Source organism: Mycobacterium sp. NS-7484, assembly GCF_001953975.1.
Lineage (GTDB): Bacteria > Actinomycetota > Actinomycetes > Mycobacteriales > Mycobacteriaceae > Mycobacterium.
Genome location: NZ_MBEJ01000036.1, coordinates 1 through 22,836 on the forward strand (window position 1 = coordinate 1; position 22,836 = coordinate 22,836).

At 65.4% G+C, this 22,836-nt stretch carries 18 protein-coding genes; 8 read left to right on the forward strand and 10 right to left on the reverse strand.

Annotation, left to right across the window (positions count from 1 at the left end; genetic code table 11):
* Positions 1 to 222: 222 nt before the first annotated feature.
* The 3 genes from A5733_RS08500 to rpmF form a co-directional block, all read right to left on the reverse strand.
* A complete protein-coding gene (locus A5733_RS08500) occupies positions 223 to 1,680 on the reverse strand; it encodes a HAMP domain-containing sensor histidine kinase (protein WP_076239809.1) in 1,458 nt (485 codons plus the stop codon).
* A 4-nt stretch (positions 1,681 to 1,684) separates the two neighbouring features.
* On the reverse strand, positions 1,685 to 2,371 hold the full coding sequence (locus A5733_RS08505; protein ID WP_067772571.1) for a response regulator transcription factor: 687 nt from the start codon (positions 2,369 to 2,371) through the stop codon (positions 1,685 to 1,687).
* Between the two features lie 158 nt (positions 2,372 to 2,529).
* Entirely contained in the window at positions 2,530 to 2,703 is a 174-nt protein-coding gene (rpmF, locus tag A5733_RS08510) for a 50S ribosomal protein L32 (RefSeq protein ID WP_003885704.1), read from the reverse strand.
* 229 nt (positions 2,704 to 2,932) lie between these two features.
* On the opposite strand from rpmF, the gene A5733_RS08515 reads away from it, so the two are divergent.
* From A5733_RS08515 to A5733_RS08550, 8 genes are all read left to right on the forward strand, one after another.
* Positions 2,933 to 3,799 (forward strand): hypothetical protein, encoded by an 867-nt coding sequence (locus tag A5733_RS08515; RefSeq protein WP_076239810.1) that lies wholly within the window; start codon positions 2,933 to 2,935, stop codon positions 3,797 to 3,799.
* A gap of 113 nt (positions 3,800 to 3,912) precedes the next feature.
* Entirely contained in the window at positions 3,913 to 5,643 is a 1,731-nt protein-coding gene (locus A5733_RS08520) for an acyclic terpene utilization AtuA family protein (RefSeq protein ID WP_076239811.1), read from the forward strand.
* Complete coding sequence (locus tag A5733_RS08525; RefSeq protein WP_076239812.1) at positions 5,640 to 6,788, forward strand: acyl-CoA dehydrogenase family protein; 1,149 nt, start codon at positions 5,640 to 5,642, stop codon at positions 6,786 to 6,788. The genes A5733_RS08520 and A5733_RS08525 overlap by 4 nt, the downstream gene beginning before the upstream one ends.
* A 59-nt stretch (positions 6,789 to 6,847) precedes the next feature.
* Entirely contained in the window at positions 6,848 to 8,380 is a 1,533-nt protein-coding gene (locus A5733_RS08530; RefSeq protein ID WP_198938753.1) for an acyl-CoA carboxylase subunit beta, read from the forward strand.
* A gap of 5 nt (positions 8,381 to 8,385) precedes the next feature.
* Positions 8,386 to 10,323: a biotin carboxylase N-terminal domain-containing protein gene (locus A5733_RS08535; RefSeq protein WP_076239814.1), complete on the forward strand. Its 1,938-nt coding sequence runs from the start codon at positions 8,386 to 8,388 to the stop codon at positions 10,321 to 10,323.
* A complete protein-coding gene (locus A5733_RS08540) occupies positions 10,320 to 11,477 on the forward strand; it encodes an acyl-CoA dehydrogenase family protein (protein WP_076239815.1) in 1,158 nt (385 codons plus the stop codon). Before A5733_RS08535 ends, A5733_RS08540 begins: the two co-directional genes overlap by 4 nt.
* Positions 11,477 to 12,244 carry an enoyl-CoA hydratase family protein gene (locus A5733_RS08545; protein WP_076239816.1) on the forward strand — a complete coding sequence of 256 codons (768 nt, stop codon included), beginning with the start codon at positions 11,477 to 11,479 and terminating at the stop codon, positions 12,242 to 12,244. Before A5733_RS08540 ends, A5733_RS08545 begins: the two co-directional genes overlap by 1 nt.
* Positions 12,245 to 12,451: 207 nt before the next feature.
* Positions 12,452 to 12,898, forward strand: a complete 447-nt coding sequence (locus A5733_RS08550; RefSeq protein ID WP_076239817.1) for an ester cyclase — start codon at positions 12,452 to 12,454, stop codon at positions 12,896 to 12,898.
* Between the two features lie 30 nt (positions 12,899 to 12,928).
* Here the strand turns inward: A5733_RS08550 and A5733_RS08555 are convergent, their stop codons facing one another.
* From A5733_RS08555 to A5733_RS08585, 7 genes are all read right to left on the reverse strand, one after another.
* Positions 12,929 to 16,324: a pyruvate carboxylase gene (locus A5733_RS08555; RefSeq protein WP_067768966.1), complete on the reverse strand. Its 3,396-nt coding sequence runs from the start codon at positions 16,322 to 16,324 to the stop codon at positions 12,929 to 12,931.
* 131 nt (positions 16,325 to 16,455) lie between these two features.
* A complete protein-coding gene (ald, locus tag A5733_RS08560) occupies positions 16,456 to 17,556 on the reverse strand; it encodes an alanine dehydrogenase (RefSeq protein ID WP_067768964.1) in 1,101 nt (366 codons plus the stop codon).
* Positions 17,557 to 17,749: 193 nt separating this feature from the next.
* A complete protein-coding gene (locus tag A5733_RS08565; RefSeq protein WP_067768962.1) occupies positions 17,750 to 18,112 on the reverse strand; it encodes a cupin domain-containing protein in 363 nt (120 codons plus the stop codon).
* Between the two features lie 62 nt (positions 18,113 to 18,174).
* Entirely contained in the window at positions 18,175 to 19,410 is a 1,236-nt protein-coding gene (locus A5733_RS08570) for a cytochrome P450 (RefSeq protein WP_067768960.1), read from the reverse strand.
* A gap of 45 nt (positions 19,411 to 19,455) precedes the next feature.
* A complete protein-coding gene (locus A5733_RS08575; protein WP_076239818.1) occupies positions 19,456 to 20,943 on the reverse strand; it encodes an APC family permease in 1,488 nt (495 codons plus the stop codon).
* Positions 20,944 to 20,977: 34 nt separating this feature from the next.
* Positions 20,978 to 21,433 (reverse strand): flavodoxin domain-containing protein, encoded by a 456-nt coding sequence (locus tag A5733_RS08580; protein WP_067768956.1) that lies wholly within the window; start codon positions 21,431 to 21,433, stop codon positions 20,978 to 20,980.
* Positions 21,434 to 21,500: 67 nt separating this feature from the next.
* Positions 21,501 to 22,760 carry an FAD-dependent oxidoreductase gene (locus A5733_RS08585; protein WP_082957658.1) on the reverse strand — a complete coding sequence of 420 codons (1,260 nt, stop codon included), beginning with the start codon at positions 22,758 to 22,760 and terminating at the stop codon, positions 21,501 to 21,503.
* Between the last annotated feature and the right edge of the window lie 76 nt (positions 22,761 to 22,836).

Genomic DNA, 22,836 nt, shown 5'->3' on the forward strand with positions numbered 1-22,836 from the left:
GGGCGGGGGGGGGCCCCGGGGGGGGTGCGCCTTGGGGCGGCGGCCACTTCTCTTGTAAATGGTCCGGGGTCGGCGCGGGGCCCCCCCCGACCCGTATCTCCAACCCTCGTGGCCGTCACTTCGTCAAACGAAGCGGCGGCCACTCTGGTTGCCCAGATGGGCTGAGAATCCACTTAGAGATTCGATCCATCCGCGACTCGTCCCCCGACTGATCCAACTGTCTCACTTTTTCTCCGTGCCGACGGTGTGCCCATCATCGACCGGCCGCATGTGTGTCGCGTCGACGTTGGGAATCGGCTGCCCCGGCAGCATCAGGTAGATCGAGGTGCCCGGCGGATCGCCACCCGGCACGGTCTCGTCAATCCGCAGTGCGCCACCGTGTTTCAGCACCACCTGCTGGACGATAGCCAACCCGAGACCTGATCCGGGCATCGCCCTGGCCGCATCCGAACGGTAGAAGCGCTCGAAAACCAGGGCGCGTTCCTGCGGCGGGATGCCGGGCCCCTGATCGGAAACCACCAGCTCGGCATGTGTCGGGTCGATCTGCCGCAGCCGCACCCCGACCCGGCCGCCGGCCGGGCTCCACTTGGCGGCGTTGTCGAGCAGGTTGAGCACGGCTCGCCCGAGCCCGGGCGCATCGCCGAACACCTGCCAGCCGATGACGTCGACATCGAACTCGATGTCGTTGCGGCGCCGCCGGACCCGTTCCAGGCTGCGGTCGACGACCTCGGACATGTCGACCGGTTCCGGCGTGATGCCGCCGGCGTCGTCGCGGGTGAGGTCGACGAGGTCGCCGACCAAGGTGGAGAGCTCCTCGATCTGCGCGATCACATCGGCCTGCAGGCCGGCCATCTCGTCCTCGGGCAGCGGCGGTGCCCCTGGGGCCTGCGAGGCCATCAGCAGCTCGACATTGGTGCGCAGCGAGGTCAGCGGTGTCCTCAGCTCGTGCCCGGCATCGGACACCAACCGGGCCTGCCGTTCCCGCGATTCGGCCAGCGCCCGCAGCATCATGTTGAACGCCTCGGTGAGCCGGGCCAACTCGTCGCTGCCGACCACCGGGATGGGCCGCAGGTCATCGGTGCGGGCCACCCGCTCGGCGGCCTCGGTGAGCCGGCCCACCGGCCGCAGTCCGGCTCTGGCCACGGCACCACCGGCCATGGCCGCGACGGCCACGCCCACGCCGCCGACGATGAGCAGCACGGTGCCCAGTCTTCGCAGCACTTGGACCGTGGGGGCCAGGCTCTTGGAGATCAACAGGGAGCTGCCGTTGGCCAGGTGCACCGCCAGCACCCGCTGATGGTTGGCGGTGCGCAGTGACATCAGCAGTTCGCCTGAGATGACGTCCTTTTCGGCCTGTCCCAACGGCAGCATCTGGCCCTGCTGGTTGGCGGTGTAGATGGACCGGCCCGGGATCACCAGCATCGCGTTGACGTCGGAGTAGGCGGTGCCCTCGATCGCCTTGCCGGGATCGGCGGCCAGTGAACCGCTCTCGATGAGGAGCCGGGCGCGGCTGTGCAGCTGGTTGTCCAGGTCGTCGTAGAGCGCGCGGGACACCACGGCGTAGACGGCGACGGCCATCAGCACCACGACCATGGCCACCATCGACATCGCGAGCATCATCACGCGCCAGCGCAGTGACAGTGAGCTGGTGTTGCGCCAGGTGTTTGCGTTGAGCGCCATCAAATCAGGGGGGAGTTTCGCGCAGCACGTAACCGACGCCCCGCACGGTGTGGATCAGTCGCGGCTCGCCCTCGGCCTCGGTCTTGCGCCGCAGGTACCCGATGTACACCTCGAGGGCGTTGCCGGAGGTCGGGAAGTCGAAACCCCACACCTCTTCGAGGATGCGGCTACGGGTGAGCACCCGGCGCGGGTTGGCGATCAGCATCTCCAGCAGCGAGAACTCGGTGCGGGTGAGGCTGATCTGACGCTGGCCGCGGGTCACCTCACGGGTCACCGGGTCCAGGGTCAGGTCGGAGAACGTCATCTTCTGCGAGTCGGCGCCGTCGTCGGAGACGGTTCGGCGTAGCAACGCCCGCATCCGGGCCAGCAGCTCTTCGAGGGCGAACGGCTTGGGCAGGTAGTCATCGGCCCCGGCGTCCAGACCGGCGACCCGCTCGGACACCGAGTCGCGGGCGGTGAGCACCAGGATCGGCAGATCGTCCCCGGTGCTGCGCAGCTGCCGGCACACCTCGAGGCCGTCCAGCCGCGGCATCATCACATCCAGGACCACGGCGTCGGGCCGGTCGTTTGCTATCGATTCGAGAGCTTCGACCCCGTCTTGGGCCAGCTCGACCGAATAACCATTGAAGGAAAGCGACCGGCGCAGGGATTCGCGCACAGCGCGATCGTCGTCAACGACAAGTATGCGCACAGGCACAGTTTCAACCCGCTATCTGAGAGGGGGCTGAGAGGCGCGCCGCAAATTCGCCGAGCGTTTTGCGTGGCCGGGGCGGCCCCGACGGTGGCTGGACACGACAAAAAGCGCTATCACTTACGGATAGCGCTTTTTGAAAAAAGGTGCGTGCGGTGTTAGCGCTTGTCGAGGTCGACGAGACCCAGACGAGCGGCCTTGAGCAGACGGCGCGGCACCTTGTGCTGCTGACCGGCGACATTCACGCCGACCAGACCGGTGGCCTCGGCCTTCCACTGCGCGCGCCGGCTACGGGTGTTCGCGCGCGACATTCTGCGCTTGGGCACAGCCATGACGTGCATCTCCTTGCTTTGGGGGTTGCCGCGCGCACGGCAGCGGCAGACGACTGCCCTACAGAGTAACGGGTGACCTGGCGGCCCTCCAAAACGTGGGATGGACCGGGCCGAGCGGGCCTCGCCGGCTCGTCACCGCCGAGATTGCAGTGAGGGACAAAAACCCGGCCGTTTCTGTCCCTGGAATCAATCTCGATGCCGTGTCGGTGCCGCATGCCAGCATTCCGCCATGGGCGGGGTGTTGATCGGCAGTGAAGCGTTGGCCAACGGAGTCGTCACACGCAACGACCTCAGGTACCACTACCAACGAATTTTTCCGGACGTATACGTACGCGGCGAACCGACACTGCGTGACCGAAGCATCGGTGCTTGGCTGTGGTCGGGCCGCCGGGCGGTGATCGCCGGAGTCGCCGCATCAGCACTGCACGGGGCCGCCTACGTCGACGCCGATATCCCCATCGAACTCATCTGGCGCAACGGCAGGCCACCGCACGGATTGATCGTGCGCAACGAGACCTACGCCGAGGACGAGATCACACGTGTGGCCGGCCTACCGGTGACGACACCGGCACGGACCGCGTTCGATCTGGGGCGTCACCTTCCTCGCGATGAGGCTGTCGCACGGATCGACGCGCTGGCCTGGACCCTGCAGGTCCGTGTCGACGATGTCGTCCCGCTGATCGAACGCTATCCGAGGGCTCGCGGGATCCGGGCGCTGCGGGTCGCGCTGCCGCTGGTCGACGCGGGTGCCGATTCCCCGCGGGAAACCTGGCTGCGACTGCAGCTGACCGACGCCGGAATGCCTCCCGAGCAGACCCAGATCACGGTGATCCACGCCCGCCGCCGCATCGCGGTCATGGATATGGGCTGGGAACAATACGGCGTCGCAGTCAACTACGACGGAATCTTTCACCAGTCCGATCGCAGGCGTTACGTGCAGGACCAGAAGACGTTGCGCAAGCTGGAAGCGCTGGGCTGGATCGTCATTCGGGTGATCGCCGAGGACGACATCGTCGACGTAATCGCGCGTGTCGAACGAGCATTGCGCAGCCGTGGGTGGCGGCCGAATTGCACCCAGGGACAAAACGCCGCCTGATTCTGTCCCTCAGTGCAATCTGGAGATGGGCCCGACACCCCTTGACGTGGGACCGGCGGTACCCGTTAACCTACCGGTTGGTTGGGTCCCTTTCGGCGTTGACGGGAGTTCGTGTGCCTCCAGTAGTACGGATCGGCAACTGTTCGGGGTTCTACGGCGACCGCCTGACCGCGATGCACGACATGCTGACCGGCGGCGAGCTGGACTATCTGACCGGCGATTATCTCGCCGAGCTCACCATGCTGATCCTGGCCCGGGACCGGGCCAAGAACCCGGACTGCGGCTACGCCAAAACCTTCTTGACCCAGCTGGAGCAGTCACTCGGGCTGGCGCTCGAGAACGGCGTGAAGATCGTCGCCAATGCCGGCGGGCTGAACCCCGCAGGGCTGGCCGCCGCGGTCCGATCCCTGGCCGAGCGCCTGGGTCTGTCCGTCAACGTCGCGCACGTCGAGGGCGACGATCTCGTGGGCCGGGCTTCCGAACTCGGGCTGGGCACTCCCCTGGCGGCCAACGCGTATCTGGGTGCGTGGGGCATCGTCGAGTGCCTGAATTCCGGCGCCGACGTCGTCGTCACCGGCCGGGTGACGGACGCATCGGTGATCGTCGGGCCTGCGGCCGCGCACTTCGGGTGGAAGTCCACCGATTACGACGCGCTCGCCGGGGCCGTGGCCGCCGGCCACGTCATCGAATGCGGGACACAGGCCACCGGCGGCAACTACTCGTTCTTTTCCGAAATTCCAGATCTGACCAGCCCCGGCTTCCCGATCGCCGAGATCTCGGGCGACGGGTCCTCGGTGATCACCAAACATCCCGGCACCGGTGGGCAGGTCAGCGTCGGCACCGTCACCGCACAGCTGCTCTACGAGATCACCGGGGCGCGGTACGCCAATCCCGATGTGACGCTGCGGGTGGACTCGTTGCAGTTGAGCGCCGATGGCGACGACCGGGTCCGTATCTCCGGATTGACGGGTGAGGCCCCGCCGCCGACACTGAAGGTGTCGTGCAACAGCATCGGCGGTTTCCGCAACGCGGCCACGTTCGTGTTGACCGGCCTGGACGTCGAGGCCAAGGCCCAGCTGGTGCGGAGTCAGTTGGAGGCCGGGCTGAAAGTCCGTCCTGCCGAGCTGGAGTGGACGCTGGCGCGTACCGATCATCCCGACGCCGACACCGAAGAGACCGCCAGCGCGCTGCTGCACTGCGTGGTCCGCGATCCGGATCCCAACGTCGTGGGGCGCCAGTTCTCCTCGGCCGGAGTCGAACTCGCGCTGGCCAGCTATCCGGGATTCACCACGACGGCACCGCCCGGTGACGGTCAGGTGTACGGCGTGTTCGTTCCCGGATACGTCGACGCCACCGAGGTGCCACACGTCGCCGTCCTTGCCGACGGCGCGCGGGTTGACATCGCACCGGCGGTTGAGACCCTGCCGTTGGCGCCGGTGACCGAACCTGCGCTGCCCGAACCACTTCCGGCCGGTCCTACCCGGCGCGCCGCACTGGGCACGTTGGCTGGGGCGCGCAGCGGTGACAAGGGTGGGTCGGCGAATGTCGGCGTGTGGGTGCGTACTGACGGGGCGAGCGAAGCGACGGGGGAAAAGGCAGATGCGGAGTGGCGCTGGCTGGTCCACACGTTGACCGTCGACAAGTTGCGTGAATTGTTGCCCGAGACAGCCGATCTGCCGGTCACCCGGCACGTGCTGCCGAATCTGCGGGCCGTGAACTTTGTGATCGAAGGCATTCTCGGCCAGGGCGTGGCGTATCAGGCCCGATTCGATCCGCAGGCGAAAGGGCTGGGCGAATGGTTGCGCAGCCGTCATCTCGATATCCCGGAGGAATTCTTCACGTGAGCATCTGGAATTCGCCTGAGCGCGAGGCATTGCGCAAGACCGTGCGCAGTTTCGCCGAACGCGAGGTGCTGCCCCACGCCGCCGAGTGGGAGCGCACCGGCGAGCTTCCCCGCGAATTGCACCGCAAGGCCGGCGAGGCCGGGCTGCTGGGCGCCAACTTCCCCGAGTCGGTTGGCGGCGGTGGCGGCGACGGGGCCGACGCGGTGATCATCTGCGAGGAAATGCATTACGCCGGTTCGCCCGGTGGCGTGTTCGCCTCGCTGTTCACGTGCGGTATCGCGGTGCCGCACATGATCGCCTCCGGCGATGAGCGGCTGATCGAGACGTATGTGAAGCCCACGTTGCGCGGGGAGAAGATCGGGTCTCTCGCTATCACCGAGCCGGGCGGCGGGTCCGACGTCGGGCATCTGACCACGCGCGCGGCACGCGAAGGCGATGAGTATGTGCTCAACGGCGCCAAGACCTACATCACCTCCGGCGTGCGCGCCGACTATGTCGTCACCGCGGCGCGCACCGGCGGCCCGGGCGCGGCGGGCGTCTCGCTGATCGTGGTGGACAAGCCCGCCCCGGGCTTTGAGGTCACCCGCAAACTCGACAAGATGGGTTGGCGCTCAAGCGATACCGCCGAGCTGTCCTACACCGACGTGCGGGTGCCCGTCGCGAACTTGATCGGCGCGGAGAACTCTGGCTTCCTCCAGATCGCCGCGGCGTTCGTCTCCGAGCGAGTGGGCCTGGCCGTGCAGGCGTACGCCAGTGCACAGCGCTGTCTGGACCTGACCGTGCAGTGGTGCCGGGATCGCGAGACGTTCGGCAAACCACTGATCTCCCGCCAGTCGATACAGAACACGTTGGCCGAGATGGCCCGCCGCATCGACATCGCCCGGGTGTACACGCGCCATGTCGTCGAGCGGCAGCTCGCCGGTGAGCAAAATCTGATTCCCGAGGTGTGCTTCGCGAAGAACACGGCGGTGGAGACCGGCGAGTGGGTGGCCAACCAGGCCGTCCAATTGTTCGGCGGGATGGGCTATATGGCCGAATCCGAGGTCGAGCGGCAGTACCGCGACATGCGCATCCTGGGTATCGGCGGCGGCACCACCGAGATCCTGACCTCGCTCGCCGCAAAGACATTGGGGTTCCAGTCGTGACCACCCTGAAATCGACCATCGACCCCGGCTCCCCCGCGTTCACCGAGGCCGCCGAGGTGATGGCGACCAAGCTGGCCGAACTCGACGCCGAGCACGCCAAGGCGCTGGCCGGCGGCGGCCCGAAGTATGTGGACCGCCATCACGGGCGCGGCAAGCTCACCGCACGCGAGCGGGTCGAGTTGCTGTTGGATCCCGACGCCCCGTTCCTGGAACTGAGCCCGTTGGCGGCCTGGGGCAGTGATTTCACCGTGGGCGCCTCCGTGGTCTGCGGCATCGGCGCCGTCGAAGGGGTCGAGTGCCTGATCGTCGCCAATGACCCCACCGTCAAGGGCGGCACCAGCAACCCGTGGACGCTCAAGAAGATCCTGCGCGCCAATCAGATCGCGATGGAGAACCGGCTTCCGGTGATCTCCCTCGTCGAGTCCGGCGGTGCCGATCTGCCCACGCAGAAGGAGATCTTCATCCCGGGCGGGCAGATGTTCCGTGACCTGACCCGGCTGTCGGCGGCAGGCATCCCGACGATCGCGCTGGTGTTCGGCAACTCGACGGCCGGCGGGGCCTATGTGCCGGGCATGTCCGATCACGTGGTGATGATCAAGGAACGCTCCAAGGTGTTCCTGGCCGGCCCACCGCTGGTCAAGATGGCCACCGGCGAGGAGTCCGACGACGAATCCCTGGGTGGCGCCGAGATGCACGCGCGCACTTCGGGTCTCGGTGACTACCTGGCCAACGACGAGCTCGATGCCATCCGCATCGGCCGGCGTATCGTGGCCCGGCTGAACTGGCGCAAGAAGGGGCCGACGCCTGCGCCGGTGGTCGAGCCGCTGTTCTCACCCGACGAGCTCATCGGCATCGTGCCCGCCGATCTGCGCATCCCGTTCGATCCGCGGGATGTGATCGCCCGCATCGTCGACGGCTCGGATTTCGACGAGTTCAAACCGTTGTACGGGTCGTCACTGGTGACGGGGTGGGCCACGCTGTACGGCTACCCGGTCGGGATTCTGGCCAATGCCCGCGGGGTGCTGTTCAGCGAGGAATCGCAGAAGGCCACGCAGTTCATCCAGCTGGCCAACCGGTCCGATACCCCACTTCTGTTCCTGCACAACACCACCGGCTACATGGTGGGTAAGCAGTACGAAGAGGGCGGCATGATCAAGCACGGCTCGATGATGATCAACGCGGTGTCCAATTCGACGGTGCCGCACATCTCCCTGCTGATCGGCGCGTCCTACGGCGCAGGCCACTACGGCATGTGCGGCCGGGCCTATGACCCGCGGTTCCTGTTCGCGTGGCCATCGTCGAAGTCCGCGGTGATGGGCGGGACCCAGTTGGCCGGCGTGCTCTCGATCGTCAGCCGCGCCGCCGCGCAGGCCCGCGGTCAACAGCTCGACGAGGCCGCCGACGCCGCGCTGCGGGCTGCGGTGGAAGCGCAGATCGAGGCAGAGTCGCTGCCGATGTTCTTGTCCGGCCGGCTGTACGACGACGGGGTGATCGACCCCCGCGACACCCGGACCGTGCTGGGAATGTGCTTGTCCGCCATCGCTAATGGCCCGATCGAGGGGACGTCGAACTTCGGCGTCTTCAGGATGTGAGCCCCATGATTACGAGAGTTCTGGTCGCCAACCGCGGGGAGATCGCCCGCCGGGTGTTCGAGACCTGCCGTCGCCTCGGTATCGGCACCGTTGCGGTGTACACCGATCCGGACGCCGGGTCACCCCATGTCGCCGAGGCCGACGCCCGAGTGCGTCTGGAAGGCACCAACGGCTATCTCGACGCCGCTCAGATCATCGCCGCGGCCCAGGCTGCCGGTGCCGACGCCGTTCACCCAGGCTATGGATTCCTCTCGGAAAACCCCGATTTCGCGGCCGCGGTGCTGGATGCCGGGCTGACCTGGATCGGCCCACCGGTGAATGCCGTGCGGGCCATGGGTTCCAAGATCGAGGCCAAGAAGATGATGGCCGCCGCGGGTGTTCCGGTGCTGACCGAGCTCGACCCGGCCACCGTGACCGCCGATCAACTGCCGGTGCTGGTGAAGGCCTCAGCCGGTGGCGGCGGCCGAGGCATGCGGGTGGTGCGTGAACTGTCCGCTCTGCCAGATGAAGTCGCCGCTGCCCAGCGTGAGGCACAGTCGGCGTTCGGGGATCCGACGGTGTTCTGCGAGCGTTACCTGGCGGCCGGCCACCACGTCGAGGTGCAGGTGCTCGCCGATGAGCACGGCACGGTGTGGGCGGTCGGTGAACGCGAGTGCTCGATTCAGCGTCGTCATCAGAAGGTGGTCGAGGAAGCTCCTTCGCCTTTGGTGGAGCGCACGCCGGGGATGCGCGAGAAGTTGTTCGACGCGGCCCGGCTGGCCGCCGAGGCGATCGGCTACACGGGTGCGGGCACGGTCGAATTCATGGCGGACGAGCGCGGCGACTTCTTCTTCCTGGAGATGAACACCCGTCTGCAGGTGGAACATCCGGTCACCGAGGAAACCACCGGACTGGACCTGGTGGAACTGCAGATCCTCGTCGCCGACGGCGGCCGGCTCGACGCTGAACCTCCGGCCTCGCACGGTTCGGCCATTGAGGTACGTCTCTACGCCGAGGATCCCGCCAAGGGGTGGCAGCCGCAAGCCGGCACGGTCCACCGATTCGAGGTGCCCGGGAACGTGCGCGTCGACACCGGCATCGAAGACGGTTCGGTGGTGTCGATCTTCTACGACCCCATGCTCGCCAAGGTCATCTCCTACGCCCCGACCCGGCGTCAGGCAGCGACCGTGCTGGCCGATGCGTTGGCCCGCACCAAGATTCACGGGCTGCGTACCAACCGCGATCTGTTGGTGAACGTGCTGCGACATCCGGCGTTCCTCGACGGGGCCACCGACACGGCGTTCTTCGATACTCACGGGCTCGATGACCTGGCCACGCCGTTGGCCGACGCGGACGCGGTGACGCTCTCGGCGATCGCCGCGACGCTGGCCGACGCCGCGCATAACCGCCGCACGGCACGGGCTTTCGGTCCGGCGCCGAGCGGGTGGCGCAACCTGGCCTCGGGGCATCAGACGCGGACCTACCGCGACGCTGTGGGTGACGAGGTGCCGGTGCGCTACCGGTTTACCCGTGCCGGGGTGGAGTTGCCTGACGACGACGGGGTTGCCCTGGTGGCGGCGACGCCGGAACGGGTGGCGCTGTCGGTCCACGGTGTCGAGCGCGCGTTCGAGGTGGCACGGTACGACGATCAGGTCTACGTCGACTCACCGCTGGGGCCGGTCCAATTCACGGCGCTCCCGCGGTTCCCTGATCCGAACGACGCCGTCGCACACGGCTCACTGCTGGCGCCGATGCCGGGTTCTGTCGTCCGCGTCGGGGCGGCCGTCGGCGATACCGTCACCGCCGGACAGCCGCTGATCTGGCTGGAGGCCATGAAGATGGAGCACACCATCGCCGCGCCCGAAGACGGCGTGTTGGCCGAACTCAATGTCGCCGCGGGCCAACAGGTCGAGGTCGGCGCCGTCCTTGCCCGCGTGCAATCCGAAGAAGGAGAACAATCATGAGCTTCATCGAGACCGAAGAACAGAAGGCGCTGCGTCAGGCGGTAGCCGCGATGGCCGCCAACTACGGCCAGGACTACTACCTGGAGAAGGCTCGCGCCGGCGAGCACACCACCGAATTGTGGAACGAGGCAGGCAAACTCGGCTTCATCGGGGTGAACCTGCCCGAGGAGTACGGCGGCGGTGGTGCCGGCATGTACGAGCTGTCCCTCGTGATGGAGGAGATGGCGTCCTCCGGTGCGGCGCTGCTGATGATGGTAGTCTCCCCCGCGATCAACGGCACGATCATCTCCAAGTTCGGCACCGAGGAGCAGAAGAAGCGCTGGATTCCCGGTATCGCCGACGGGTCGATCACCATGGCCTTCGCGATCACCGAGCCCGATGCGGGGTCCAACAGCCACCGCATCACCACCACTGCCCGCCGCGACGGCAGCGACTGGATCCTCAAGGGCCAGAAGACGTTCATCTCCGGCATCGACCAGGCACAGGCAGTACTCGTCGTCGGCCGCACGGAAGATCACAAGACCGGCAACCTCAAGCCGGCCCTGTTCGTCATCCCCACCGATACCCCGGGCTTGCACTGGACGAAGATCGAGATGGAGATCATCAGCCCGGAAAGCCAGTTCCAGGTGTTCCTCGACGACGTGCGCCTGCCGGCCGACGCGCTGGTGGGTTCCGAGGATGCCGCGATCGCGCAGCTGTTCGCCGGGCTGAACCCCGAGCGGATCATGGGTGCGGCGTCGGCGGTCGGCATGGGCCGCTTCGCGATCAGCAAGGCCGTCGACTACGTCAAGACCCGCCAGGTCTGGAAGGTTCCGATCGGCTCACACCAGGGGCTGTCACATCCGTTGGCGCAGAACCATATCGAGATCGAACTGGCCAAGCTGATGATGCAGAAGGCCGCGACCCTGTACGACTCGGGCGATGACTTCGGTGCGGCCGAGGCGGCCAACATGGCCAAGTACGCCGCGGGTGAGGCATCGGTCCGCGCGGTCGACCAGGCCGTGCAATCCCTCGGTGGCAACGGGCTGACCAAGGAGTACGGCATCGCCGCCGCGGTCAATGCGTCGAAGTTGGCCCGGATCGCCCCGGTGAGCCGCGAGATGATCCTGAACTTCGTCGCGCAGACGTCCCTCGGCCTTCCCCGGTCGTACTGATGTCCGAGCTCGTCCGGTATCGCGTCGAGGGCAACGTCGCCCGATTGACCCTGGACTCCCCGCACAACCGCAACGCGCTGTCCACGGCGCTGGTGACCCAGCTCCACCAGGGTCTGGACGACGCGGCGGCCGATCCGCGCGTCCGGGTGGTGGTGCTCGGGCACACCGGCGGAACCTTCTGTGCGGGTGCGGATCTGGGCGAGGCGGCCGGGCAGGATCCGGGAGACATCGCCGTTGGTCGGGCCCGGGAGATGACGACCACGTTGCGGGCGATCCTGGAACTTCCGGTTCCGGTGATCGGTGCGATCGACGGGCATGTGCGGGCCGGCGGCATGGGCCTGGTCGGTGCGTGTGATCTCGTCGTGGCCGGACCGGCCAGTACGTTCGCGCTGACCGAGGCGCGCATCGGGGTTGCGCCGTCGATCATCTCGTTGACCTTGCTCCCGAAGATGTCGCCCCGGGCGGCGGGGCGCTACTTCGTCACCGGTGAGAAGTTCGGGGCCACCGAGGCGGCTGAGATCGGGTTGGTCACCGTGGCCGCGGACGACGTCGACGCGGCCGTGGCCGCGCTGACGGCCGAGATCGCGAAGGGATCACCGCAGGGGCTGGCCACGTCGAAGGCGCTGACGACGGCCTCGATCCTGCGCGGGTTCGACGAGAACGCCGAGGCGTTGACGCAACAGTCGGCGCGGTTGTTCGTCTCCGACGAGGCGCGGGAAGGCATGATGGCGTTCCTGCAGAAACGTCCGCCGAGCTGGGTCGATTGATGATCCCCGCAGCGTCGGGTTGAATCCGAGCCGAAACCGGCGCCGCATCGGGCCCGGCGAAGCAGGTCAGCCGCTTCTTGTGAGTTTCCCGGTCGTTGCCTGTGGCAGCAACCGGTCCGCGGGATCTGTCGCATTACGTCTCGCAGTTTTACCGTGTGAGCTGCGGACGTTCTCTGCCGTGCGGTTGTTCCCGGAAAGGCCGGAACCATGACCGATGATCAGAACAAGACCATTTCACGTCGGGTGTGGGAGGTATTCGCCTCCGGCGATTTGAGCGAATTGGACGATCTCGTTGCCCCCGGTGCCGCGTTCCATGACACCCAAGATCCGTTCGGCGACCAACGCGGCCCCGAGCACATGAGAAGCCTCATGCAGATGTACCGGAAGTCGTTCACCAACATGAAGTTCGACGTCAAGATGCAACTGGCCGAGGGCGACCACGTGTGCACGATGATCGAGGCGCAGGGCGACAACACCGGCGAGATCATGGGTCGGCCGGCCACCGGCAAGCACAGCCGGATCCACCTGATCGACATCGACCGGATCGAGGACGGCAAGATCGCCGAAAGTTGGGTCACCTGGGACACTTTGGGCATGCTGCAGCAGCTCGGTCTGATCCCGGCCGGAGCACAACAGGAGACGACGCCCGCCTGAGCGAGGCAGCAATCTCAGGCCCGGGGGTGGTTACCCCGCGACCACCGCCAGGAGGTCGCCGTGTTCGACCTGCGCCGTCCCAGGTACTGCAATAAGTTGCACCGTGCCGGGTCTGGGCGCGGTGACGGTGGCTTCCATCTTCATGGCCTCGATGGTGGCGATGGGCTGTCCCGCCTGCACGACATCCCCCACCGCGACGTTCACGGTGACCACCCCGGCGAACGGTGCCGCGACGTGATCGGGATTGGCCCGGTCAGCCTTTTCGGCGGCAGGCACGTCAGCGGCGATGCTGCGATCACGCACCAGCACCGGCCGCAGTTGGCCGTTGATGATGCACATGACAGTACGCATGCCGCGTTCGTCAGCCTCCGAGATGGCCTCGAGTCCGATGAGCAACTCGACGCCCCGCTCGAGTCGGACCCGGTGCTCTTCGCCATGACGCAAGCCGTAGAAGAATTGATTCGTCGACAGCATCGACGTGTCGCCATACCGCTCACGGTGGTCCTCGAACTCCTTGGTGGGCCCAGGAAACAACAATCTGTTCAGCGTGGACTGTCGCTTGGGACCCGGCGCCGCGAGCACCGCCTCGTCTTCGAGAGCAAGCTGTGCTTCGCTGCCGGCCGAGCCGCGTCCGTCGAGCGCCTTGCTCCGTAACGGTTCCGGCCAGCCACCCGGCGGGTCGCCCAGCTCACCCCGCAGGAAGCCGATGACGCTGTCGGGGATGTCGTACCGCGCCGGGTCGGCTGCGAATTCGTCTGCCGACGCGCCGGCTCCGAGCAACGCCAATGCCAGGTCACCTACAACCTTGGAGGACGGGGTGACCTTGACCAATCGTCCCAGGACTCGGTCCGCCGCAGCGTAATTGGCCTCGATCTGCTCGAAGTGATCGGCGAACCCCAGCGCAATGGCCTGCTGACGCAGATTCGACAATTGTCCGCCCGGAATCTCATGGGTGTACACGCGGCCGGTCGGGGACGCCGGACCGGAGGCCGCGACATCGAAAGGTGCGTACACCTTGCGCAAGGCCTCGAAGTAGGGCTCCAGGTCGCACACCGCCGACAGGTCCACACCGGTATCGAAACTGCTGTGTTGCGCCGCGGCCACGATGGAGGACAACGCCGGCTGACTCGTGGTGCCTGCCAGTGGCGCGGCAGCCCCATCGACAGCATCCGCTCCGGCCTGCCAAGCCGCGACATAACTCGCCAATTGGCCGCCCGGGGTGTCGTGGGTATGCACATGTACCGGCAGATCGAAACGCTCTTTGAGCGCCGACACCAAAGCTGTGGCGGCCGGCACCCGCAGCAGACCCGCCATGTCCTTGATCGCCAGCACATGCGCCCCGGCATCCACGATCTGCTCGGCAAGCCGCAGGTAGTAGTCCAGTGTGTAGAGCCGCTCGCCGGGATCGCTGAGATCCCCGGTGTAGGACATCGCCACTTCGGCGATCGCGGTACCCGTCTCGCGGACGGCATCGATCGCCGGCCGCATCGAGTCCACGTTGTTGAGCGCGTCGAAGATACGGAAGATGTCGATCCCCGTTCGCGCCGCCTCGTCGACGAATGCCGATGTGACCAACGGCGGATACGGCGTGTAGCCCACGGTGTTGCGGCCTCGCAGCAACATCTGCAAGCAAATGTTCGGCACCGCCTCCCGAAGCGCAGCCAGCCGCTCCCACGGGTCCTCCTTCAAGAACCGCAGGGCGACGTCATACGTGGCGCCACCCCAGCATTCGAGGGACAGCAACTGCGGTGTCATCCGGGAGATGTACGGGGCGACCGCCAACAGGCTCGTGGACCGCAACCGGGTGGCCAGCAGCGATTGATGAGCGTCCCGGAACGTAGTGTCCGTGATCTGCAGGGCCGGGGAGTCGCGCAGCCATGCGGCAAAGCCGTCAGGACCCAGCTCTGTCAGCCGCTGTTTGGATCCGGCCGCAGGGGCGATCGTCAGATCGATGTCGGGCAGCTTGTCTTCGGGATACACCGAGGAGGGTCGTGGCCCGTGTGGTGTGTTCACGGTGATGTCAGCCAGGTAGTTCAGGATCTTCGTGCCCCGGTCAGCGCTGCTGCGCGCGATCATCAGGTCGGGGCGCTGTTCGATGAACGACGTGGTGATCCGGCCCATCTCGAAGTCGGGCTCGTCCAACACCGCCTGCAGAAACGGGATGTTCGTCGACACGCCACGAATCCTGAACTCCGCGACCGCCCTTCGCGCCCGCCGAACGGCTGTCGCGAAATCTTGTCCGCGGCAGGTCAATTTGACCAGGAGCGAATCGAAATGAGGCGGTATCTCCGCACCCAAATTGGTACCACCGTCGAGGCGGATTCCCGCACCCCCCGGCGAGCGGTAGGCGGTGATCCGGCCGGTATCGGGCCTGAACCCGTTGACCGGATCTTCGGTGGTGATCCGGCACTGCAGCGCGGCACCATGCGCCACGATCGTGCCTTGTGCCAACCCGATCGATTCCAGGCTCTCGCCGGAGGCGATCCGCAGCTGCGCCGACACCAAGTCGACATCGGTGATCTCCTCGGTCACCGTGTGTTCGACCTGAATACGCGGATTCATCTCGATGAACACGTAATTGCCGCGCTCATCGACCAGAAACTCCACGGTGCCCGCGCACGAATATCCGATGTGGCGGGCGAACGCCACCGCGTCGGTACACATCCTCTGCCGCAACACCGGGTCCAGATTCGGGGCGGGAGCCAGCTCGATCACCTTCTGGTGTCTACGCTGGACGCTGCAATCCCGCTCGAACAGATGAATGACGTTGCCGTGGGTGTCGGCCAGGATCTGCACCTCGATATGCCGGGGATCGATCACCGCCTGCTCCAGGAACACCGTCGGATCCCCAAACGCCGACTCGGCCTCCCGGCTGGCCGCGCGGATCGCCGTGGGCAACTCGCCGGCATCGGTGACCCGGCGCATTCCTCGGCCACCACCACCTGCCACGGCCTTGACGAACACAGGAAACTCCATGGACTCGGCGGCCGCCATCAGTTCGTCGACGTCGGCAGACGGTGCCGATGAGGCCAGTACGGGCAGCCCCGCCGCTCTCGCCGCTGCAATAGCGCGGGCCTTGTTCCCGGTCAGCTCCAGAACGTCGGCCCCGGGGCCGACGAACGTGATACCCGCCTCGGCACAGGCGGCGGCCAATTGCGGGTTCTCCGAGAGGAATCCGTACCCGGGATAGATGGCGTCCGCTCCGCACGCCAGTGCGGTCGCCACGATCTCGTCGATGTTCAGATACGCCCGGACCGGGTGCCCCTGCTGCCCGATCTGATACGACTCATCAGCCTTGAGCCGATGCACCGAGTTGCGATCCTCGTGCGGATAGACCGCGACGGTGGCCGCTTTCAGCTCGGTGGCCGCCCGGAACGCCCGTATCGCAATCTCGCCCCGATTGGCGACCAAGACTTTCGAGAACATCAGTTCTTCCAGCTTTCGTCGAAGTGCTTCACAACAGCATGTTCAGTGCACGTGGGTGGATTCGTGCTTGATCGGCACCCCTTTAGGAGGGGGGTGCCGATCCGCGGCCTATCCGGTGTGGGTGCCGGTCGTCACAACGTCGCCACGTCGTAACCGTGCGCCTCGGCGACCTCGGCGCTCAACAACGCGCCTTCGTGGGTGCTGAGCCCCTTGGTGAGCGCAGCATCGCCGGCGCAGGCCGCTTCCCACCCCTGGTCGGCCAATTTCAAGACGTACGACATCGTCGCGTTCGTCAAAGCAACCGTCGAGGTACGCGGTACGGCACCTGGCATGTTGGCTACGCAATAGAAGATCGTGTCGTGCACGTCGAAGATCGGCTGGTCGTGGGTCGTCGGACGCGAATCCTCGAAGCAGCCGCCCTGGTCGATCGCGATGTCGACCAGCACAGAGCCCGACTTCATCTGGGCCACAGTGCTGTTGGTGACGAGTTTGGGCGCCTTCGCGCCCGGCACCAGCACGGCGCCGATCACCAGATCTGCCTGCTTGACCGCCTCTTCGAGGTCCAGCCTCGACGAGTACCGGGTTTCGACGGCACCGTGGAACTCACCGTCGATACGACGCAGCGTGTTGATGTTCAGGTCGAACACAGTGACGTGGGCACCCATCCCCGCAGCGATACGCGCGGCGTTGTAGCCGGCGACACCACCGCCGATGACGACAACCTCTGCCGGCGCTGCCCCGGGCACACCGGCCATCAGGGCGCCGCGACCACCGTGGCTGCGCATGAGGTGGTAGGCCCCGACCTGTGCTGACAGTCGGCCCGCGACCTCGCTCATCGGCGCCAGCAGGGGCAGGCTGCCGTTGGCGTCCTGCACGGTTTCGTAGGCGATCGACGTGGTGCCCGACGTCAATAGCGCATCGGTGCACGCTTGTGAGGCAGCCAGGTGTAGGTAGGTGAACAGGATCTGCCCCTTGCGGAGCTGGCGATACTCGGACTCGATCGGCTCCTTCACCTTCAACAGCAGATCCGCTTCGGCCCACACCTGGTCCGCTGTCGCCAGGATTTGTGCGCCGGCCGCCTTGAAGTCGATGTCGCTGAACGATGATCCGATTCCGGCGGATTCCTCGATCAGCACCGTGTGGCCGCGACCGGTCAACTCGTGGACACCGGCGGGGGTGATCGCCACCCGGTATTCGTGGTTCTTGATCTCGCGGGGAATACCAATCTTCATGAATGCTCCAATAATTCCTGGTCGAGCGTAGTCTGTTGATAAGTACGTGTGGCGTTGTCGGCCGGTAACCCGGTGGAACGCAGCGTGATTCGGACCCAAAGCAAGAACCTGGGCCTGGGGCTGTGGGGTTGTGGGCGTGGGCCCCGGCCCGGTCGAAACAGGGGTGGTCGCGACCGGGCCGGGGGTAGGTTGGTCAGAAGACGGTATAGACCTTCAGTACTGTCTCGTGGATATCCCAGGTGCCCGTCCAACCTTTGGGGAAGACAGCGCTGTCGCCGCCTTCGATCTCCACGGGCTCGCCGCCGTCTTCGGTGGCAGTCATACGACCCGAGAGCACGGTGATGGATTCGTTGGTCTCGAAGGTCCAGCGGGAAGGCCCTGGAGCGCACTTCCAGATCCCGACCTCGAGGATTCCGTCGCCGGTCCAGAGCTTCTTGCCTTCTGTGGCCATCGGCTCGCCGGTGGCCTCCGGCAGCGGACCCCAGTCCTCGAGGTCGATGGCCTCGACGTCCCGGATGCGCACGGTGGTGGTCGTCGACTGGCTCGATGCAGTCATATTCCTCTTCTCTCTCTTATTGTGTTGCGCTGAAACAACTATCGGCGCGTTGATGGTGGTAACTACTTGATCAGACGTAACGGCAGTGTGTAGTAGTGGCGCGAAGCGTCGGTGTTCTTGAGCGTCGGCTCGCCGGCGAGCTCGATGCGGGAATAGCGGGCGGCAATCCGCTCCCACAACACGCGGATCTCCCCTTGAGCCAACAGCTTTCCCTGGCAGGTATGTGCTCCGAAACTGAAGGTCATGCTGCGTGACTGCTCCGGCGGTCGGGTGTAGTCGAACTCGTCTGGGTTGTCGTAGACGTCGGGATCGTGGTTGGCGGCACCGAGCATCAGGCGTAACCGGCTCCCCGCCGGAACATGGATGCCCCGGATCGTGAGGTCCTCGGTTGTCGACCTGGTGATAACCGGCTCAGGTGCGTCGAACCGCACGAGTTCGGTCACAATGGCGTCGCGGACATCAGGGTCGGCGCGGAAGACATCGAAGATCTCGGGCCTCTCGGTGAACAGCTTGAGCCCCGAGCACATGAGGTAGCTGGCATCCATGTGGCCGACGGTGTAGAAGAACACTGCCGTGGCGAAGGCCTCGGCTTCGGCCATTTCACCGGTGTCCTGGAGCCGCAGCAGCTCATCGAGCAGGCCATCTCCGGGGTGGGCCCGTTTGTACTCGATGCACTCCCGCACCCGGCCCTGCATGTACACGTGGGCTTCGACAGACTGGTCGCGGTCACTCTGATCGCGGGCCGAGCTGAGGACGAACATGGCATTGCGCATCTCCCGACGCAGCTCCTGCGCCCCGTCCTCGGGCACCTGCATCACGCGGCAGATGGTGCGGTGCGCCACCTCGACCGCCAGATCCGAACCGTCGACCAGACCGTCTTCAGCGATATCGTCGAGCAGCTCGTCGGTGATCTCCTCGGTGATCTTCAGCCACTCTCTGATCTTCTTGGGCGTCAGCCATTTACCGGTCATCCGCTTCAGCCGGGTGTGGTCGGGCTCGTCCCGACCCAGAGCCATATCCTTGAGAATGTCCCACGCTCCGGCTTCGGCCCACTCGGGCTCGATCACCACCGAAGGCAGTCGGCCATAGTGCATCAAGTCCTCATACTTCGTCAGCACATAGGCACCGTCCCAGTCCAGTGAGACCGGCGCCTCGGCGAGAGCCCGCGCGTAGAAGGGGTACGGGTCAACCCGGAGCTGCTCATCCTGCCAGGGCAGATAGTCCTCGGTTTTGGGGCAGACCAGTGCCGAAGCTGTTCCATCGACAGCTGTGTCGCGGTGTACTGCGGATATTGTCATGTGACTCTCCTCCTCGTCGGTGATGGTGTTGATTGCCTCGGCATTTCAAGCTGAGTCGGTACCCGTGTCCGCCCGTCCGAGGGCGGCGAAGATGCTGGGTTTGCAGGCACGGAAGTAGCGGGCCAGCAATGCGCCGACGACGGCGGAGGCGGCCAGGATCAGGAGCAGGCCCACGTTTTGTCCTGGGGCTCCACCGACGACGAGATCGAAGTGCAGGACCGCCAGGACCAGGGTGGGGACCAGAATTGCGATCGCAATCGCGGGCGCCAGATAGCACTTGAACCAATTCGCTTCTGAGGGGACGCCTTTCCGCGCGAACCAGATGATCACGGCCAAACTCACCAGTGCCATCAGGGTGAGTACGCCGACGGTGCCCAATCCGAAGAGCTGGGCGTCCAAGCCGACTCCTTCGGGATTGCCCAGCCCGAGCGGAATGAGCAGGACCGCGACGACGACTGCCACCACGGTCGACGCTCGGGCCGGTGAGTGGTGCTTTGGATGCACCTCGGCGACGAATGCCGGCAAGGATCGGTCGACGCCCAGGTTGTAGATGTAGCGGGACACAACGTTGTGAATCGCGATGCCGGCCGCCAGCTCGGAAGTGATGATGAAGATGAACGTCAGCTGACTGAACATCGGAGCCACCAGCGCGCCGATGGAATTGGAGAACATGCTCTTCGAGTTTTCGGTGGCCACAAGGACGGCGTCGGAACCGTACGCCGTGGTCAACAGATAACAAGACACGATGTAGAGGGCACCGACGAACAAGACCGCGCCGTAGGTCGCCCGCGGAATCGTCTTGTCCGGGTCGCGGACCTCGTCGCGGAACAGTGCGGTGGCTTCGAATCCGATGAATATCATCACCGCGAAGAGAAACGCGACGCCGAAGTCTCCGTCGGCCAGGGAGCCCGGACTGAAGGGCTGGGAGCTGAATCCGTCAGGCCCGCCGCCGTGAACCAGTACTCCGATGTTGAATACCATCACGATGGCAACCTCGAGAACCATTGCCACGCTGAGGATCTTGGCTGACAACTCGATGTGGAAGTAACACAGCGTACTGACAAGACCCCAGGAGATCACAGCCCACAGCCACCACGGGACCTGCGGTCCGTTCATGCTGGCGACCAATTCGGTCACCGTCAGGCCGATGAACGCGAAAACTCCACTCAACATCAACAGGTAGGCCGAGACCGCAAGGAACGCTGCACCCAAGCCCGTGGTCTTTCCGAGGCCGGCGCTGATGAAGGCATAGAACGAGCCCGGTTTGGGCAGCCAGCGAGTCATGGTCACATAACCGACGGCGAACAGCAGGACAGCTGCCGTCACCAGGACGAAGACCAGCGACGCACCCTGCCCGCCGAACATGATGGCGAACGGGATGAATCCGGCGACCGCCGCGATCGGAGCCGAGAACGCCAGGACCGTCAGCATCAACGCACTGACACTCATGTTGCCCGACAACGCCGCGGCCCGTCCGCCGACGGCGCTTTCCGAGACAGTCGGCGGTGTCACCGACAAGGTGTGTTCTGTCACCGTTGGGCCCTTCTGTGCTGTTCGAGGTTGCCCGTCATGCCTGTAACTGCGCCAACGGAACCCCGGCGAGCCACTGGAGCGCCACGTGCGAGGGGTCCAGTCCGCCGTCGGCATCGTGAAAGCCGGTCTCTCCGATCTGGGTGGCGCCAAGATCGGTGAAAACTTCTGCCAGCGTGCGAATTCCACGGTTGTAGGTTTCATAGCTGCTGTCACCGAGGCCGAATGCCGCGAATTGGACCGCCGAGAGATCGGGTGTGGACGACTTGAGCTCGTTGAAAAACGGCTCGGTGGTCTCGGGCAGGTCACCCTCTCCATAGGTCGAGGTGATGATGATGACCATCTGCTGTTCGGGGAGTCGGTCGACGCGGTAGTCCTCCATACCGAACACTTCGCTCTTGATTCCATCCTGCGCCAGGGCGTTACAGATGTCCTCGGCCACCATCTCGGAGTTACCGGACTCGGTTCCGAACAGGATCGTGACTGCGTTCATACAGGTGCCTTCCATGGTTGTCATAGGTCCTCAGATCGAGGCGAAACTTTCTCGGGCTAGGGTGCCGTCAAGATGTCGAGGCCACACTGAGCATCTCGCCGATGTCAGCGATCTTGCGGCGGCAACGATCCGGCGGTGCCGACTGGACTTCGAATGCCTCGATGCGTTGCCAGTCACTGAAATTCACCACCCGTCCCCGCAGGATCGGGGCAACACCAGAGAAACCAGGACGACCGAGTACGACCCGTCCATCCGCCACATCCTTGATGATCGATTCGGCGATCTGTCGGGCCTCTTTTCGGTTCTCCGGGATGGTGCCCCGGGGCCCCCGGTTGAGCCAACCCACCCGGTAGACGTGCGCGCCCGACCACGATGCTGAGGGGCACGTCACGTCGTGCTCACCACCTTCGGTGAAGCCGATCGCGGTGACGACCGTGTCGGCGTCGATCTGCAAAACCTTTGTCCCACCGTCGGTTCTGGCGCATACCCGATTGGCTCCGTTGCGCGCCTCGACGCGGTCGAGGCGGACACCAAAGTGCAGGTGCACTCGTGTCGGCACACCCTGTCCGAGCCGGTGACCAGTGGCCTGCACCGCGCTGTCCAACAGATCGACGATCGCGCCGGTGTCTTCCGGCCCGACACCAGACACCACGGTTTCGACGTTCGGCAAGGCAAGTAGTTCCCGCAGCATCGACACATCGCACTTCGCCTGCGTCGCAGATGATCGCGACAGGATGTCAAGGCGAAGCGGATTGTTCGGCAGTACTTCCTGACGGAACGTGTCGTTGATGTCCGATCCGAGCAGACCCTCGGCTTCTTTACACGTCAAGCGCGCCACGTCGACTGCCACATTCCCCATGCCGACGATGACGATCTGGCGGCCCAGCGCAGCGGCGGTGCCGGCAGCATGGCGTCTGCGAAGTGCGTGGGGATGACTGTTGAACGCACGCAACAAATCACCGGCACCGATGACTCGTGTGCCAGGCGCTTGGGGAACGTTCAATCGGCGGTCGCCGGGCAGCCCGGTGGCCAACACCACGACGTCGAAGCATTCGGCCAATCGCTGGAAGGGAAGGTCGCGTCCGATCGTCACATTGCCGGCGAATCGTATGTTGGAGGCGGCAAAGAGCCGATCGAACTGTTTGGTCACCCCTTTGGCGCCCTGGTGATCCGCGGCCACCCCGTATCGGACCAGGCCATACGGCGTGGGCAACGACTCGAAGATCGTTATTTCGGCGTGTGGCCACTGCTTCGCCAGAAATTGGGCGATGTAGCAGCCGGATGGCCCACTACCGACGATGGCGATCGTCAGCATGTTCTCGGACATTTTCGTCACCTTCACGTTCTCACTGAAGCTGCGACTGAAACCTAGATTTAAAACGCGACTCTAGTCGCGTATGCCC